This window comes from candidate division WOR-3 bacterium (genome assembly GCA_013177935.1).
Taxonomy (GTDB): domain Bacteria; phylum Hydrothermota; class Tepidihabitantia; order Tepidihabitantales; family Tepidihabitantaceae; genus Tepidihabitans.
Window position 1 is genome coordinate 486,759 of record JABLXZ010000002.1, and the last position, 15,094, is coordinate 501,852.

Sequence of the window (15,094 nt, forward strand, 5' to 3'; positions counted from 1 at the left end):
CCCTATTATTGGGGGTTAGCCTTTTAATAGGGGGTGTTCGTAAATATGTTTTTAAGTTGCTGTTTATCAATTGGTTGTGAATTTAAAGGTTATAATAAAATCTCTTTATTTTTTGCTTGACTAACGATTTTGGTTTTATTATTATTAAGTTAGCCAATTTGACATAGAAATTTGCTCTTTGACAATTTGGAGAAGAGGCAGGCTGATATTCACCTCAAGCTACTAAGAGCACATGGTGGATGCCTTGGCAGTTGAAGGCGATGAAGGGCGTGGTAAGCTGCGATAAGCGCCGGTGAGCTGCACACAAGCTTTGACCCGGCGATTCCCGAATGGGGAAACCCGTACGGAGTAATATCCGTACATCCCGGAATGAATCCATAGTTCCGGGAGGCAAACCCGGGGAAGTGAAACATCTCAGTACCCGGAGGAAAAGAAAGCAACCGCGATTCCCTGAGTAGTGGCGAGCGAAAGGGGAACAGCCTAAACCGATTCCGGTGTTAAAGCCAGCGGGCGTTGCCGGAACGGGGTAGTGGGACTAAGCCACGCCAACCGCTGTGAGGCGAGGGAGTTACCATAGCCAGCCGTTAGCCGAAGTCTTCTGGAAAGAAGCACCATAGAGGGTGATGGTCCCGTAGGCGAAAATGGCTGGTTCTCCCGCGGCTTGGTTCCCAAGTACCACGGGGCACGAGAAACCCTGTGGGAATCCAGGAGGACCACCTTCTAAGGCTAAATACTCTCAACTGACCGATAGTGCACCAGTACCGTGAGGGAAAGGTGAAAAGAACCCCTGGCGGGGAGTGAAATAGAACCTGAAACCATGTGCTTACAATCAGTGGGAGCAGTCTCTCGCCTTTCCGCAAGGTTTGGCGAAGGCTGTGACCGCGTGCCTTTTGCATAATGACCCGGCGAGTGAATGTGCGTGGCGAGGTTAAGCCTCTCTGAGGCGTAGCCGGAGCGAAAGCGAGTCCTAATCGGGCGTTAAGTCGCGCGCATTCGACCCGAAACCCGTGTGATCTACCCATGGCCAGGTTGAACTTGGGGTAACACCCAAGGGAGGACCGAACCGGTGGCCCTTGCAATAGCCTCGGATGAGCTGTGGGTAGGAGTGAAAGGCTAATCAAACCGGGTGATAGCTGGTTCTCCCCGAAATGCCTTTAGGGGCAGTCTCGCAAGTTTTGTTGCGGAGGTAGAGCACTGGACGGGCGCTCCCCCACAATGTGGGGGAAAACCCGACCAAACTCCGAATTCCGCAACTTTAGATTGCGGGAAAGAGGCTGTGAGCTCTAAGGTCCATAGCCGAGAGGGGAATAACCCAGACCACCAGCTAAGGCCCCTAAGTGTATGCTAAGTGTGAAAAGAGGTGAGGCTGCTCAGACAGCTGGGATGTTGGCTTAGAAGCAGCAATCATTTAAAGAGTGCGTAACAGCTCACCAGTCGAGTGGCCTTGCACTGAAAATTCACCGGGGCTCAAGCATACCGCCGAAGCTGTGGACTTCTGTCAGGTTCGCCTGGCAGGAGTGGTAGGGGAGCGTTCTGTTGTAGGCTGAAGCCCGACCGCGAGGCCGGGTGGACGAACCAGAAGTGATTATGCCGGGACGAGTAGCGTTAAAACAGGTGAAAAACCTGTTCGCCGAAAACCCAAGGTTTCCTGGGGAAGGTTAATCCGCCCAGGGTTAGTCGGTACCTAAGCTGAGGCCGAAAGGCGTAGGTGATGGAAATCCGGTCAATATTCCGGAACCACCTTGGCATCGTTACGAGCTAAGGGGGGACGCAGGCGGAAGGGTTTAGCCCCGTGCTGGATCGGGGTCTAAGCCAGGGTGATGGTGCGTAGGAAAACCCGCGCACGGAATTCACCCTGGTGATGGGGACCCTGCCGTAAGGCAGGGGAACTAAACCGGACCGACTGCCGAGAAAAGCCTCTATGCCAGATGCCAGGGTGACCGTACCGTAAACCGACACTGGTGGGTGAGGAGAGTATCCAAAGGCGCTCGGGTGAGCTCTCGTTAAGGAACTCGGCAATCTAACCCCGTAACTTCGGGAGAAGGGGTGCCACCGCAAGGTGGCCGCAGTGAAGTGGCTCTACCGACTGTTTAACAAAAACACATGTCTCTGCTAAGCCGTAAGGCGAAGTATAGGGACTGACACCTGCCCGGTGCCGGAAGGTTAAGGAAGGGGGTTAGCCGCAAGGCGAAGCTCCCGACCGAAGCCCCGGTAAACGGCGGCCGTAACTCTAACGGTCCTAAGGTAGCGAAATTCCTTGTCGGGTAAGTTCCGACCTGCACGAATGGTGTAACGAGTGGAGCGCTGTCTTAACGAGAAGCCCGGCGAAACTGTAGTGGCGGTGAAGATGCCGCCTGCCCGCGATTGGACAAAAAGACCCCGTGAACCTTTACTACACCTTGTCATTGGATCCTGGCCGAGCATGTGTAGCATAGGTGGGAGGCTTTGAGGCCGGGCCGCCAGGTCCGGCGGAGCCGTCGGTGAAATACCACCCTTGTTCTGTTGGGGTTCTAACACCGTACTGTTATCCAGGCGGTGGACAGTGGCAGGCGGGTAGTTTGACTGGGGCGGTCGCCTCCTAAAATGTAACGGAGGCGCTCAAAGGTCGGCTCAGCACGGACGGCAACCGTGTGGGGAGCGCAAGGGCATAAGCCGGCCTGACTGTGAGACCGACGGGTCGAGCAGAGACGAAAGTCGGACCTAGTGATCCTGTGGCTCTGCGTGGAAGGGCCATAGCTCAACGGATAAAAGGTACTCCGGGGATAACAGGCTGATCGGGCCCGAGAGTTCACATCGACGGCCCGGTTTGGCACCTCGATGTCGGCTCATCGCATCCTGGGGCTGGACAAGGTCCCAAGGGTTGGTCTGTTCGCCCATTAAAGCGGTACGTGAGCTGGGTTCAGAACGTCGTGAGACAGTTCGGACTCTATCCATCGTGGGCGCAGGAGACTTGAGGGAAGCTGCCCATAGTACGAGAGGACCTGGGTGGACGCACCTCTGATGTACGAGCTGTCCTGCCAAGGGCACCGCTCGGTAGTCAAGTGCGGCAGGGATAACCGCTGAAAGCATCTAAGCGGGAAGCCCCTCCCAAGATTAGGTCTCCCGTGTGAGCGCCGCAAGGCGTTTCACCCTGAAGGCCCCTGGTAGACTACCAGGTTGATAGGCTACAGGTGTAAGCGCAGTAATGCGTTCAGCCAAGTAGTCCTAATCGGCCGTGCGGCTTGAGTTCGTCAGCTTGCTTCTTCTCCTTTAAATTGTTAACAATCTGGAGTAAGATTCCCGGCGGTGATACCGGAGGGGAAACACCTCTTCCCATTCCGAACAGAGTCGTTAAGCCCTCCAGGGCCGATGGTACTGCGCTGGTAACGGCGTGGGAGAGTAGGTCGCTGCCGGGTTTTTATTTTCTTCAAAATTTTTCTTGACAGGATGAGATTTTTTGGTATACTATTACCGAGAGCAGAGAAATGCGATGCGCTCAACTACCCTTTTTTTATCCACTCAACAAAAGGTTTGGTTGGGGCATTGCCATTTCTTCTGGTCTCATATTCCTAAAAAGAAAGGAGGTGCAGTAAAATGAAGAACAGAGGCTTTACACTAATCGAGCTGCTCGTGGTCATCCTGATTATCGGTATCTTGCTCGCTCTAATCATCCCGAACTTCGTTCTGTTCCAGGAGCGTGCCCGTCGTTCTTCGGTGAAGAACAATATGCACGTAATCCAGACCGCTCTCGAGGCTTATGCGGTGGACCACTTCGGCAACTATCCTAACGAGGATGTGAGCTGGGATCCGTACGACGAGGCGGGGATTTGTCTGTGGTTCCCGGGTGGTGACCCAGTGGGCATCGATGGCGAACCCAAGCCCGGTAACTTCCCGGTCAATCCGTACGATGGTAAGCGCTACAACGACGAGGACAAGGACGAGATGGACCTGAACTACGAGGACTTCTTCGGCGAACTGGAGCCGGGTATGAACGCCCAGCTTCGGGGTAGCGACGAGGAGTGTCCGTACCTTGATGCCGGCGGTACACCTGAGTATCCAGGTGGTATCGGCATTATGACCTATGTGCCGGAAATCGGGAACGAGACGCCTCAGGAGTACGGCATCTACGGCTTTGGTCGTGATGTCGCATATCCGATGTACGACCTGGACCCGATGGCGGACGATCCAACCGACGAAGAGTCCTGGATTTTCTTCGTCCTGCACAACTAATACCTCCGCAGCCTTTGCGGGGTGGGTTAATACCCACCCCGCTTTTTGTTTGCTTGACTGGCAGATATTTGGTTTTATAATCCCATTTATATATGTCATCAGTAGTTACCCAGCCGGCAATTGAGACGGTGCGGCTGACCAAGTTTTACCGCACCGGCTTCAGGATGAAGCGGGTACGAGCGCTGGTTGATTTGAATCTTCAGGTTGAGAAGGGAGAGATATTCGGGTTTTTAGGGCCAAATGGTGCGGGGAAGACAACGGCGATTAAAATCATTATCGGGCTTGCAAAGCCGACCCAGGGATTTGCCTTGGTTCTGGGCAAACCACCAAGAGACCACCGGGTAAAAAAGTCGGTGGGTTTTCTTCCTGAGTCGCCCTATTTTTACGAATATCTGACTGCCGCCGAGTTTCTGGAGTTGACCGCACAACTTTCCGGAGTACCAAGAGGGGAACTAAAGCCGCGGGTCCGGGAGATGTTAAAAATGGTGCGGATGGAGCATGCCGCCCATATCCAGATGAAGGGCTTTTCCCGGGGGATGTTGCAACGAATTGGGATTGCTCAGGCGTTGATTCACGACCCGGAGGTGGTGATTTTAGATGAGCCGATGGGAGGGCTTGACCCAATTGGCAGGAAAGAGTTCCGGGACATCATCCTCAGCCTAAGAGATAAGGGAAAGACGGTTTTCTTTTCGACCCACATTCTCGCGGATGTGGAGATGATATGTGACCGGGTGGGCATTATTGTTGGGGGTAAGATGGTAAAGGTGGGCAAATTGAGCGAAATTCTTACTGCTGAGGTGGAGTCGATTGAAGTTACGGTAAAAGGAGCCCAGGGGAAGTTCCGTAAAGCGCTGGAGCGGGTTGCCCAAAAGGCGATAGAGTCCGGAGAGTTTTTGATGCTCACGGTTAAGGATGATGAGGATGTGGAGCGGGTGATGGCGATTGCCCGGGAGGCCGGGGCAAAGGTTACGGCGATTGTACCTCGTACCAAGACGCTGGAGGATTTCTTTATGAGCCAGGTAAAGTCACTTCTGGAGGAGAAGGGCAATGTTTAACCGGATATACGGTGTGGCGGTGAACACATTTCGGGAGTCGATGCGGGACCGGGTTTTAGTGGCTTTGATTGTTACGGCAATTGTGGTGATGGCGGGGGCGAAAGTGGTACAACCGGTGGCGATGGGTGAGGCGGATAAAATTATCAAAGACCTGGGGTTATCGGCGATTACACTGTTCTGTGTTTTGATTGCGGTTCTGGTTGGTGGGAGAATAGTTTATCGCGAGGTGGAGAAGAGAACGATTTATTTAATTCTGGCGCGGCCAGTACGAAGATTAGAGTTCATCCTTGGCAAATATTTTGGCTTAATGGCGGTTTTGGTTTTGAGTTTGTTGATAATGACCGCTGGGTTTTATCTCATCCTTTTGATTTCCCGGGTGGCGCCAACGGCTTATTTGCTGTGGGCAGTTCTGATGACGGCGTTCGAACTGGCGCTGCTAACCGCGGTTGCGATTTTCTTTTCAACTTTTGTAACCCCGATTGCCAGTGCGGTATTTACTTTCATTATATACTTTATTGGACACAGCACCTATTTACTTAAACAGCTGGCAGCGATGAGTCCGGCTCCGGCGATAAAGTTTCTCGGCGTTGTTCTTTACTACCTACTACCCAACTTAAGTAATTTCAATATCAAGGGTGATGTTGTTTATGGTGTACCTCTTAATTTTCAGGCGTTAGGGCTTTCCGCGCTGTACGGAGTTGTTTACAGTCTAACGCTTCTTTTGATATCGGTGATAATTTTTAACCGCAAGGATTTTTAAAAGTGAAAATTACCGAGGTAACAACCCCGGAACCAAAAGGTCCTGGGCTGTTGACAGCTATTCTGCCGGCGGTTGTGGTGGTCTGGGGTTTTGTTGGGGTGTATTTGCTGCAACTGGCGATTGATTCTACCAGTCGCAGGCAGGGCGAACGGTTGATGCAGGAACTCGCCTATTTTCCTTCTGGTGTGGCGTTACGGGAAGCGGCGATAGAGTATCGGGAAATTGTGGCCGATTTTATCTGGTTGACCGCAATAGACTACTATGGCCGACATCAGGAGACAGACCGCCGTTACGAGTGGCTGGGGCACATTTTTGAGATTTTAACAACCCTTGACCCCAGATTTGTCAGCGCCTATCACTTTGGGGCAATTACTCTTGCCTGGGATGCCCATAAGCCGATTGAGGCGTTGCGGTTGCTCTTAAACGGGATGAAGGCAAATCCGCTAAGCTGGCAGTTACCGTTTGATGCCGGGTTTATAAATTATATGTTGACGGGCGATTACAAGTCGGCAGCGCAGCTGTTTCGGGTTGCTGCCGAATTACCGGATGCCTGGAGCGTTGTTTCCCGATGGGTGCCTTACATTACCGCCAAGAGCGGCGATTTCGAGACGGCAAGGCAGATGTGGCGGGATTTGTATTACACAACTGAGAATAAGAAGTTAAGGGAGTTGATAATTCGGCAACTGCAGCTGCTGAAACTCGAAGAAAACCTCGCCCGCTTGCAAGAGGCGGTTGACCGATTCCGTGAGAAAGAGAAGCGCTTGCCCAATAGAATTGAGGAACTGGTCTGGTATGGTTATATCAAAGAGATTCCCGAGGAGCCTTTTGGTGGCAACTACTTTTTGGAAGAAGGTAGGGTACAAAGCACAACGCGACCCGGTCTAATAAAATAATTATTTAAATTTAAATCATCTTTGGGCTTTCAGCCGCCCCGAGACACCAGCACGAGTAAATACCGGTTATTAATAAATGCTTGGTCAAATATGGGGAATTTAACCTGTTAAGTTTAACTTGACAAGCGAAGTAAATATCTGATAATTATTTATCAGAATAGGAGACGGCATGGACTATAAAAATAAAGGCTTTACCCTGGTTGAACTCCTGGTGGTAATCATGATTCTGGGCGTGTTGATGGGAATGTCGGTACCAAGGTTTTCTGGCATCAGGGAACAGGCGCGGGTCGGAGCAATGAAGATGAATCTCCACAATGTTCAGGTTGCGATTGAGACTTTTCATCAGGAGTTCGGGTACTACGCCGAGGATTTCTACGAGGATGGCTATGGCTGTATTTTTCCGGGCGGGGAGTACGATGTGAGAATTGGTAAACTTCCCACCAATCCCTGGACCGGTAAAGAGATGGACCCGGATGAGTTTAATCCCGAGGACTACGATGACATCACCGATATAAGTAACACCAGTGAGTATGGTCCTAACGATGTGTCCGGTTACGACCCAGGTAATATCGTTTACAGTGTTTGGGACCCACCCGGTTCGGCTTATCCTCTCAATTACGGACTGGTCGGTATTGACCATAGCGGTTCTTCAATCCGTGATTTTGATGCAGACGGGGATGCAATAATATTTGTCTTGCACAATTAAGCAGGGGTGATGATATGCTTGACAACCGATTTAGGCATCCTATAATGCATTCAGTGGTTAAGCGTGTCCGCGGACCCTCGGGTTTCACCCTCATTGAACTGTTAGTTGTAATATCGGTCCTGGGCATCATTATGGCTTTCTTTTTCCCGACAATGATTTCCCGAATTACAAACAATACCCGACGCACTGCGACCGTTCAGGAGATGAACGCCCTGCGCGAAGCGATTGTGGGCAATCCGGATGTGCGAGTTGGTGGCGAGGTTGTTGGCACCGGGTTCAAGCAGGATGTGGGTAGATTGCCGCGGCACCTGATAGAACTGGTTACCCGCAATCCGTTTGATGGTATGTATGCGCAGGTGATGTATCTTGGCAAGGAGACATTGCCCGGTTGGGACCCGTACATTCAGAAGGGGTGGAATGGCCCTTACATTAGAGAAGATGGGCAGATGGGCTATCTTTCTGATGCCTGGGGTACGCCTTATCAATACTGGGTAGAAAATAATGAAACATTGGGACTGAAAAGTGCGGGACCGGATGGACTTTTTTATGGCCAGCCCGGTGCGGTAAAGGACGACGATATCAAGGTGAGGTTTTAATGAAGAGGTTAGATAAGGGTGTAACCCTGGTAGAACTTCTGGTTGTCTTGATGATTCTCAGTTTGATTTTAACCGCGGCGATTAAAACCTGGGATGTGACATTAGAAAGAGGTCGTTTTGAGCAGACACGCCAGAAGTTTGACCGGTTGTCAAAGGCAATTACGGGTGACCCGGACTATGTGATCGGTGGTGTTCGAGCCGATTTCGGATTTGTGGGCGATATGGGCTGTCTGCCCAGAACCCTTGCTGACCTTGCCAACCAGCCCAACTGGGTTACTCCTCCAGAAAGCAGCCGGTGGCGCGGTCCTTATGTAAAGGCGCCCTTTGCCGAATCGCCGGAGGCTTATCGAATAGATGGCTGGGGCGATTCGATTGTTTATAATCAGGATAGTTTGTTCTTACGCAGTTATGGTGGTGGGGGGCTTGTTACTCCGAGTCGCTGGCTCACAAGGTCTCTGGGTTACACCCGCAACGACCTTTTAGCCAATACGGTAGATGGTTGGGTGGTTGACCAAAGAGGTGAACCGCCGCCCGACAGTGTTGCACCGAGAGTAATCGTTCAACTGGAGTACCCGCGGAACGGGGTGCTCTTCCGCGATACAACTTCAATTAGACCTGGAACCAACGGTGCTTTTGATTTCATCGGTGTCCCGCAGGGTGTGCATACATTACGAGCGATGTTCTGGAGTTATTATCCTCCGCCACCCCGGTGTGATACGGTTGTTAAAGTGTTAACGGTATTGCCGCGGGTTGGGGCAAGGGGTATTGAGGTAAGGATGAATGTTGACTGGAACAACCCGTGAGGTGTTTATGAGTAAACAGCACGGTTTTACCCTGATGGAATTGTTGGTAGTTTTGTTAATCATTGGTGTTTTAAGCACCGTTGCGGTTCGGACGATTGATGCGACCCGGGACCGTTCTCTTTTCGACCAGACGGCAAAGGAGATGAAGGAACTGGTTTATGCGATGGTTGGCAATCCGGAAATTGTGGCTAATGGTCGGAGGGTGGATTTTGGGTTTTACGGCGATATGATGCGCCTGCCCAATGATTTGACGGAACTGGTCGAAAACACGACCGGTTCACCCTACTGGCGTGGTCCATATATCCGCCGGGAGTTTTTGCAGGATACGATGGGTTATCGCCTGGATGCCTGGGGCAATCCCTACACCTATGACCGAACAACCGGTACGATTGCGACACTGGGTAATGGCAAGTATCCGATGACAATGCGGGTTGCCGAGGCAATTAGCCATTTAACCGACAACTGGGTGATGGGAAATGTCTCCGATGCCGAGAACGCCCCACCGGGTGAAAAGGCGGCAACAATTGACATCAGATTGTATCTACCCAACGGTACATTTTACTTTACCCGACCGGACCCCGGTGGGTTTTATCAGTTTACGCCTCAAACCCATGGACCGGTGCCGATTGGCGTTCATAAGATAGTTGCCAAGCGGCCGGGAGGGGATTCGATTGTACGCTGGGTTACGGTAACACCGCGCAGCAAAGTGGTGCTGGACTTCCGGTTTACCGGTACATTCCGTAACTACCTGGAGATGATTGGCGAACCGGTGCTTTTTGCCGACAGCGCGGGGTTCACCATTAAGGTTGTCAACAGTGGTACAAGTGTGGACACGGTTAAATCGATAAGGTTGCTCGTTGCCCCGGATAGCGCTTATATGAGTTATCTGAGGGTTTACAGCGTTACCCAGGGTGGTACGCCGCAGGAGCAACAGTTTAGCCCGCGCGTGGGGATGGGAGATAGTCTTTATGTGTATCCTCCGTTTTCAATTCAGCCCAACAAAACGGAGGAGGTTCAGTTTAGCTTTTACGGGTTCTGTAAGACCCCGAATGTTATGGATTCGACAAAGGCAAACATTTACAATAAACTGTTTCGATTGAGGTTTAATGATGGTTCGGAGTTTGCCGTCACGCCGGTGCGTCAGTGACGGCGGAAATAAGGAGGTACATTGGCAACTAAGGTCTTTGGCGGGGGTGGCAAAGGCACCCTCTGTATTGATATCGGTTCCAATTCGGTAAAGTTTGTTAAGGTAGAAGGTGGCCGAGTTGTTGACTATGGTCTGAAGGAGATTGGAGAGGCGTTTGATGTCCCTTCTATTCTCCGCGAGTTGATTAAGGATTACAAACCGCGTGAGGTGTACACATTCGTCTCCGGTCCTTCGGTCAGTGTGCGGCAGGCGCCATTTCCGAAGATGAATCGCCGGGAGCTGAAAGAGGCGATTCTCTTGCGATTGGATAAGTATTCGCCATTTACCCTCGACGAGGCGATATTTGACTTCAAGACCCTGGGACCGGTGCGTGAAGCCGGGGCGATAAAAGACAATGTTATGGTTATTGCGGCACGTAAGGATATCGTCTCCGACCACATCTCAACATTGCGTAAGGCAGGGCTCGAGCCGACAACGATCAGTGTTGTACCATTTGCTTTGCAGGCAGCGGTTAAGAAGTTCGGACGGGTAAGACCGGACGAAACGGTATGCCTGCTTGACATCGGTGCCGAGTTTACCGATATGATATTTATGAAGGGGGAACGGCTCGACCTGGCGCGCACCGTAACAACGGCGGGCAATGCGATAACCGAAGCGATGACGGTGGCGATTACAACCGAGGAAGGGCAGCTGGCACTGGATGCCTACGATGCTGAGGAGTTGAAACGCAAGTATGGAATTCCGCCTGAAGACAGTCAGGAGCGGCTTCCTTCCGGCATTATGGTGAAGCGGTTGCTGACCTTGCAGCGGCCGGCCCTGGAGAGGTTTGTTGCCGAAATCAACCGGTCGATTGACTATTACCGCCGGGAGTTTGGCGAGCAGAAGATCGACCGGTTGCTCATCTGCGGCGGTTCGGCGGCGATGAAAGGTCTGCGGGAGTACCTCCAGACCAGTCTGGGAATTCCGACTGAGGTGTTTGACCCATTCCGGGACTTTGGTCTTTATCGGAAAGGTACAAGTCCTGATGAGGAGGTCGGGTACAGGTTAGTAGCGGCATTGGGTCTGTATTACGACCATTCTGCGGTTGACCTTTTACCGATGGAGATGAAGTCGGGCCGATTTATCGCGCGCGATGTCCGGATGATGACCCTGGGTGGAATCGTCTGGGTTGGCATTTTAATCGTCGGTTACATTCTGGTCGCGGGGTGGACTGGTATTTCAAGTGGTCAGGTGTCTAAATTACGCAACGAGATTAAGGCGACTGAGGAACAGAACCGGGGCTATTTTGCGCTTGAGAAGGAGATAGCGGACCTCGAGGCGCGAGAGCGGGCATTAAAGGGTGTGGTCGGTGAGGTCATGCCCACGGTTCCGGTTATGGGTGAACTATCGACGATTGTGCCGACCAATATTCAGTTGAGCAGTTTCACATTGAGCAATCGTTCTAATGTGAAAATCACCGGTGTGGTGAGTGGTGAACCGCACCTGCTTGATGTCGACCTCGCCCAGTTTTTAATTGACCTCGAACGAAGCAATGTGTTTAAACAGGTACAGTTGGTTTCTAAGAACCGGAGTACTCTACAGGGGGAAACGGTCTTAGAGTTTGAAATCCAGTGTGTTACGGAGTAAATTATGGGGATACTTGAAAGAAGGGTAGTCATCATTGGACTGGTTGTATACATTGTCTTAGGTGTGGCAGCCTGGTTTCTCCTTTACCAACCGAGGATAAACGCCCGGAATAAAGCGGCAAAAGAAATCGCCGAATTGCGTAAGGAACTTGACGACACCAAAGCCCGGATTGCCCAGTTGCCCCGCTTGCGCCAGAAAAAGGAGCAGCTGGAACAGGAGATTGCGGGTATCTGGGCACGCGTTGTTCCCCGTTCCGAGATGTTAGGGTTGTTCCGGCGCATCTCCAAGGAGGCAGAACAGGCGCGGGTGCACTTCTTAGAGATTGTGCCGCCCGGGCTTGATACCCTCCTCCAGGAAGAGGGACCAACTGCCCAGGTTAGACCGGTGCCGTTCCTGGTGACGGTTCAGGGTCGTTACCTTGATATCGGACGATACATTCAGAATCTGAATAATTATCAATACTTTGTCCGGGTGCCGGATGTTGACATCAATGCCCGGGACGATATCAGACCGGAGATTGAGGCAAAATTGCTTGTGAACATATATGTTTCCAGTCTGGCGGGTGGGGGTAACTTGTGAGAAGAGTTGGTATACTGATTCTCCTGGCAGCGGTTGTTGTTGTCGGCGGGATACTGCTTTTGCGTAAGCCGAAGGCTTCAGCGGCTAAAAGGTCGAAGAGCAAGACAGCGCAAACCGACTCAACAGCGGAAGGACAAATGGCTACGACTGCGGCGCGGGGAGCAAAAGGTAAAACGGTTGGCCGGTTAAAAGCCAAAACCAAAGAGGAGCGGCTGGCAGAAAAGAAGCGGTTGCGGGAGGAAGAAAAAAAGAAGCGTCGGGAGTTGAAGCGGCGGGAGCGGGAGCGGCGCCGGATGCTAAAATATGCGCGCGCAAAGCGGAGCACGAGAAAATCGAGCCGGAAGGGAACTTACTATGTGGTAAAAGCGGTGGTATCGCTGGGTAATGAAAGTTACGCTTTAATTGATAGCCGGCGGGTAAAGGTCGGTGATGTGGTGATGGGGCGCCGGATTGTAGACATTCAACCTGACCGGATTGAGATTGAGGCTTTTGGACGAAGGACGATAGTCCGGGTGGGTGAAAGCATTTTACCCACTTCTTATTTTACGGAGCGAAAGAAAAGGATTTAAACAGGAAAGGAGCACCTTGAGAGAGAAATTTTTAGCAATTTTAGCAATCGCGGTTGTTGCCCTGGGTGGTTACACCTTTCTCTTTAGAACAAAGGGTGCCGGTCCGAAGATTGCAGATGGGATGGCTTACACCGAAATTGCTAAAGGGGTGACGGCCGAGGTGTCGCGCTCAATGCAATCGGAAACTGATGCACCCGCAGCTCAAAAGGTGACAGCACCACCGGGCGCTCCGCAAGGAATGCCGGGAATTGATGCCCCGGCCGAAGTAGAGGTGGTTTGGGGCAGTGACCCGTTCGTGCGCGACTGGGTTTTGAGTACTGAGGTTGCCAATCTAAATCTGCAGGCAATTACGGTTACCGCCACTGGTGCGAGCGCTTTAATCAACGACCAGATTCTGCAAGTCGGGGATGAAATCAGTGGTAAAAAAGTGGTTGATATCAAAGAGGACCAGGTAACCCTGGAGCAGGGTGGCCGAACATTTACTTTGACACTGGGGGAGTAACTTATGAAAAATAAAACAACAGTGTTGGTTGCGGCGTTTTTTGTCTGTCTGGGCATACTTGCCGCCCAGGAACAGGTTGTCGTAAAAGATGTTGCGGTAGAAAAGTTAATTGAGGGTGTTCGGGTGACCGTTGCCTGTAACCAGACGCCCAACATCAGTTCCTATGTTTCTCAGGAGCCACCGGCGGTGATTGTGGATGTTATGGATGCAACCTCCAGGATAACGCAAGAACGGATTACATCTCGTTTCTACCCGGTAAGTGCGGTTACGGTTAAACCAAGCGATGCGACGAATGGTGTTCGGATTACCGTATTCTTACGCGATATGGTCAGGCACCGGATTACCAATGAAGGTGGTGTGGTGACGATTGACCTCGGTACGACACCAGTGACACCGGTACCCGAGATTAAAAGTGAAGACCCGTTCAGTGGCAAACCACCACTGACGCTTCTCGTTCAGGATGCCGAAATTGCGAGCGTGGTGCGAATGATTGCCCGGCAGTTTGACCTTAATGTGCTGATTACCCAGGATGTTAAATCGGTGGTGAGCGTACGGCTGAACGAGGTACCATTGCGCACCGGTTTTGAGGCGCTCTTGAAGGCGGCAGGGTGTAATATGGTGGAAGATAAGAGCGGGGTGATTATTGTTAAGCCGCTGAAGAAGACGATGTATGGCGAGATGGAAACAAGGGTATTTCAGCTTGACTATCTGGAAGCCAGTGACGCTAAAAATGCAATTACCAAGGCGCTCTCCGAGAACGGAACGGTTGAGGTTGGATTCCGGCGGGTAGGAACCAAGGCAGCAGGCGGTGAAGAGCGGAGTGCGATACTGGTTGTGACCGATGTGCCCGAGGCTCTTGACAACATCGCGCAGATTATTGCCGAACTGGACCGGCCGATGCCCCAGATTGCGATTGAGGCGAAGTTCATCGAGACAACCTATTCCGGCGAAGACCGTTATGGTATTGACTGGAGGCCCATCGCATCCTTTTCTACCGAGGTGCCCAAAATTGGTGAAGAGGTGTCATTCCCGGTTATCGTTAAAGAGATGCTTTTGGGCAAGATATCTTTTGCCCAGTTTAGCGCCTCGTTTGAATTACTTATGTCCCGCGGCAAATCACGGGTTCTTGCCAACCCGCGCACCGTGACACTGGATAACCAGACCGCGCTGGTTAGTATGGGCGTTGACGTTCCGGTGCGGGAGATTCATAAAGACCCGAATACCGGAGAAATTACCTACACCTGGCGCACACGGTCGATACCCATTAAAATGGAAGTTACGCCCCATGTGACTTCAGATGGTATGATTACGATGCGCATAAAACCCAGCGTTGAGGCGATAACCGGTTGGGTTGGGTCGGCTGATGACCGGCAACCGATTGTTGCGAAACGCGAAGCCGAGACCCAGGTGAAAGTTGCCGAAGATGAAGTGGTGGTGATTGGTGGTCTGGTCAAAGATGAGGAGACAAGAAATGTCGGCAAGATTCCGCTCCTTGGCGACATTCCTATAATCGGGCATCTGTTCAAGAAGACATCGGTGGAAAGAACCAAGAGCGACCTGATGATTTTCATCATCCCGCACATCCTAACGCCCGAAAATGGATAGGAAATGAGGTAGGAAACGCAGGCGGTTTTGCCCTCTGCTGATGA

13 protein-coding genes and 2 rRNA genes are annotated in these 15,094 nt (G+C 51.7%); all 15 read left to right on the top strand.

The window, feature by feature from the left end:
- Positions 1-214 precede the first annotated feature (214 nt).
- The 15 genes from HPY86_05355 to HPY86_05425 all read left to right on the top strand — a co-directional run bounded on the left by HPY86_05355 (position 215) and on the right by HPY86_05425 (position 15,050).
- A 23S ribosomal RNA gene (locus HPY86_05355) occupies positions 215-3,230 on the top strand.
- 48 nt (positions 3,231-3,278) lie between these two features.
- Positions 3,279-3,395: ribosomal RNA gene (gene rrf, locus HPY86_05360) — 5S ribosomal RNA — on the top strand.
- Positions 3,396-3,573: 178 nt separating this feature from the next.
- The gene (locus HPY86_05365; GenBank protein NPV14342.1) at positions 3,574-4,209 is read left to right on the top strand and encodes a prepilin-type N-terminal cleavage/methylation domain-containing protein; all 636 of its coding nucleotides are present in this window, start codon (positions 3,574-3,576) and stop codon (positions 4,207-4,209) included.
- Between the two features lie 92 nt (positions 4,210-4,301).
- Positions 4,302-5,264, top strand: a complete 963-nt coding sequence (locus tag HPY86_05370) for an ABC transporter ATP-binding protein (GenBank protein ID NPV14343.1) — start codon at positions 4,302-4,304, stop codon at positions 5,262-5,264.
- A complete protein-coding gene (locus tag HPY86_05375) occupies positions 5,257-6,024 on the top strand; it encodes an ABC transporter permease (protein NPV14344.1) in 768 nt (255 codons plus the stop codon). Before HPY86_05370 ends, HPY86_05375 begins: the two co-directional genes overlap by 8 nt.
- A 2-nt stretch (positions 6,025-6,026) precedes the next feature.
- Positions 6,027-6,917 carry a hypothetical protein gene (locus HPY86_05380; GenBank protein ID NPV14345.1) on the top strand — a complete coding sequence of 297 codons (891 nt, stop codon included), beginning with the start codon at positions 6,027-6,029 and terminating at the stop codon, positions 6,915-6,917.
- 169 nt (positions 6,918-7,086) lie between these two features.
- Positions 7,087-7,623, top strand: coding sequence for a type II secretion system protein (locus tag HPY86_05385; protein ID NPV14346.1), 537 nt, complete (start codon positions 7,087-7,089; stop codon positions 7,621-7,623).
- A 53-nt stretch (positions 7,624-7,676) separates the two neighbouring features.
- On the top strand, positions 7,677-8,219 hold the full coding sequence (locus tag HPY86_05390) for a prepilin-type N-terminal cleavage/methylation domain-containing protein (protein ID NPV14347.1): 543 nt from the start codon (positions 7,677-7,679) through the stop codon (positions 8,217-8,219).
- A complete protein-coding gene (locus tag HPY86_05395; protein ID NPV14348.1) occupies positions 8,219-9,022 on the top strand; it encodes a prepilin-type N-terminal cleavage/methylation domain-containing protein in 804 nt (267 codons plus the stop codon). The genes HPY86_05390 and HPY86_05395 overlap by 1 nt, the downstream gene beginning before the upstream one ends.
- Positions 9,000-10,169 (top strand): prepilin-type N-terminal cleavage/methylation domain-containing protein, encoded by a 1,170-nt coding sequence (locus tag HPY86_05400; protein ID NPV14349.1) that lies wholly within the window; start codon positions 9,000-9,002, stop codon positions 10,167-10,169. Before HPY86_05395 ends, HPY86_05400 begins: the two co-directional genes overlap by 23 nt.
- Positions 10,170-10,190: 21 nt before the next feature.
- Positions 10,191-11,795 carry a type IV pilus assembly protein PilM gene (gene pilM / locus HPY86_05405; GenBank protein NPV14350.1) on the top strand — a complete coding sequence of 535 codons (1,605 nt, stop codon included), beginning with the start codon at positions 10,191-10,193 and terminating at the stop codon, positions 11,793-11,795.
- A gap of 3 nt (positions 11,796-11,798) precedes the next feature.
- Positions 11,799-12,374, top strand: coding sequence for a type 4a pilus biogenesis protein PilO (pilO, locus tag HPY86_05410; GenBank protein ID NPV14351.1), 576 nt, complete (start codon positions 11,799-11,801; stop codon positions 12,372-12,374).
- Positions 12,371-12,943 (top strand): hypothetical protein, encoded by a 573-nt coding sequence (locus HPY86_05415; protein ID NPV14352.1) that lies wholly within the window; start codon positions 12,371-12,373, stop codon positions 12,941-12,943. The genes pilO and HPY86_05415 overlap by 4 nt, the downstream gene beginning before the upstream one ends.
- A 16-nt stretch (positions 12,944-12,959) precedes the next feature.
- Entirely contained in the window at positions 12,960-13,445 is a 486-nt protein-coding gene (locus HPY86_05420) for a hypothetical protein (GenBank protein NPV14353.1), read from the top strand.
- 3 nt (positions 13,446-13,448) lie between these two features.
- Positions 13,449-15,050 (top strand): AMIN domain-containing protein, encoded by a 1,602-nt coding sequence (locus HPY86_05425; GenBank protein NPV14354.1) that lies wholly within the window; start codon positions 13,449-13,451, stop codon positions 15,048-15,050.
- Positions 15,051-15,094 lie beyond the last annotated feature (44 nt).

What these genes read in the sequence shown, in the direction of transcription:
- HPY86_05365 (NPV14342.1), top strand. Translation starts at nt 3,574, where the DNA reads ATGAAGAACAGAGGCTTTACACTAATCGAGCTGCTCGTGGTCATCCTG.
- HPY86_05370 (NPV14343.1), top strand. Translation starts at nt 4,302, where the DNA reads ATGTCATCAGTAGTTACCCAGCCGGCAATTGAGACGGTGCGGCTGACC.
- HPY86_05375 (NPV14344.1), top strand. Translation starts at nt 5,257, where the DNA reads ATGTTTAACCGGATATACGGTGTGGCGGTGAACACATTTCGGGAGTCG.
- HPY86_05385 (NPV14346.1), top strand. Translation starts at nt 7,087, where the DNA reads ATGGACTATAAAAATAAAGGCTTTACCCTGGTTGAACTCCTGGTGGTA.
- HPY86_05395 (NPV14348.1), top strand. Translation starts at nt 8,219, where the DNA reads ATGAAGAGGTTAGATAAGGGTGTAACCCTGGTAGAACTTCTGGTTGTC.
- HPY86_05400 (NPV14349.1), top strand. Translation starts at nt 9,000, where the DNA reads ATGTTGACTGGAACAACCCGTGAGGTGTTTATGAGTAAACAGCACGGT.
- pilO (NPV14351.1), top strand. Translation starts at nt 11,799, where the DNA reads ATGGGGATACTTGAAAGAAGGGTAGTCATCATTGGACTGGTTGTATAC.
- HPY86_05425 (NPV14354.1), top strand. Translation starts at nt 13,449, where the DNA reads ATGAAAAATAAAACAACAGTGTTGGTTGCGGCGTTTTTTGTCTGTCTG.